A 685-nucleotide genomic window follows, 5' to 3' on the forward strand; every position below is an offset into this window, starting at 1 on the left:
CCCGGCTGGCGGCGGCGTTGACGCCGGAGGTGGAGGCGGTGCTGGCCCGGTATCCGCTGCGGGAGCTGGTCACCAGCAGTGACCCGCTGCCGCTGCTGGTGGAACGCGAGCGGGCCCTGTTCGGGTCCTGGTACGAGTTCTTCCCCCGCTCCGAGGGCACCGAGCGCGAACCCCACGGCACCTTCGACACCGCCGCCCGCCGCCTCCCCGCGATCGCCGCGATGGGCTTCGACGTCGTCTACCTCCCCCCGATCCACCCCATCGGCACCACCCACCGCAAAGGCCCCAACAACACCCTGGACGCCGGACCCGACGACGTCGGCGTGCCCTGGGCCATCGGATCCCCCGAGGGCGGCCACGACGCCGTCCACCCCCGCCTCGGCACCCAGGACGACTTCGCCCGCTTCGTGGCCCGCGCCGGTGAACTCGGCCTGGAGGTCGCCCTCGACTTCGCCCTGCAGTGCTCCCCCGACCACCCCTGGGTGCACAAGCACCCCGAGTGGTTCCACCACCGCCCCGACGGCACCATCGCCTACGCCGAGAACCCCCCGAAGAAGTACCAGGACATCTACCCCGTCGCCTTCGACGCCGACATGGACGGCCTGGTCACCGAGACCTGCCGGGTGCTGCGGCACTGGATGGACACCGGCGTGCGGATCTTCCGGGTCGACAACCCCCACACCAA

The 685-nt window shown here is 71.8% G+C and carries 1 protein-coding gene; it reads left to right on the forward strand.

Annotated elements, in window-relative coordinates; translation table 11 throughout:
• A partial coding sequence (locus IE172_RS34215; RefSeq protein WP_268253501.1) for a maltotransferase domain-containing protein occupies positions 1-685 on the forward strand: 685 nt, incomplete at both ends.

This window comes from Streptomyces griseoflavus (assembly GCF_014649995.1).
Taxonomy (GTDB): domain Bacteria; phylum Actinomycetota; class Actinomycetes; order Streptomycetales; family Streptomycetaceae; genus Streptomyces; species Streptomyces griseoflavus.